At 70.6% G+C, this 632-nt stretch carries 1 protein-coding gene; it reads left to right on the forward strand.

The features are described from left to right. Positions 1-632: polyketide synthase dehydratase domain-containing protein (locus E0F75_RS39825; protein ID WP_267500098.1), on the forward strand; the 632-nt coding region annotated here is incomplete at both ends.

Genomic DNA, 632 nt, shown 5'->3' on the forward strand with positions numbered 1-632 from the left:
CGTACGGGCCGGCGTTCCAGGGTCTGCGTGCCGTCTGGCGGCGGGGCGAGGAGCTCTTCGCCGAGGCCGCCCTGCCGCGCGAGCCCCGGGAGGACGCGGGCCGCTTCGGTCTGCACCCGGCACTCCTGGACGCAGCTCTGCACACGAACGCCTTCGTGGCGCGGGAGGACGACGGCCGGAACGTGCTGCCGTTCGCGTGGAACGGTGTGGTGTTGCAGGCGGCCGGTGCTGCTGCGTTGCGGGTGCGGGTGGCGCCGTGTGGTCCGGATGCGTTGTCGTTCGATGCGGCGGACGAGTCGGGTGCGCCGGTGCTGACGATGGATTCGTTGGTGTCGCGGCCGGTGTCGGTGGAGCAGCTTGATGCTGCGGGCGCCGGTGCGGGTGCGGGTGTGGATTCGTTGTTCCGGTTGGAGTGGGCTGAGCTGTCGGGGGTTTCGGTCTCCGGTGGTGGCGATGCGCCTGTGATGGTCGCGGATGCGGCTGATGTGGCGTCGCTGGTTGCTGGTGGTGTGGTGCCGTCGGTGGCGGTGCTTGAGGCCGTCGACGCGGTCGACGCCGGTGGTTCCGGTGGTTCTGGCGATGCTGTGGGGTTGCTGGGCCGTGTGCTTGGTGTGTTGCAGGCGTGGCTGGTG

The sequence above is a fragment of the Streptomyces sp. CB02980 genome (assembly GCF_014451325.2).
In the GTDB taxonomy this organism is placed as follows: Bacteria; Actinomycetota; Actinomycetes; order Streptomycetales; family Streptomycetaceae; genus Streptomyces.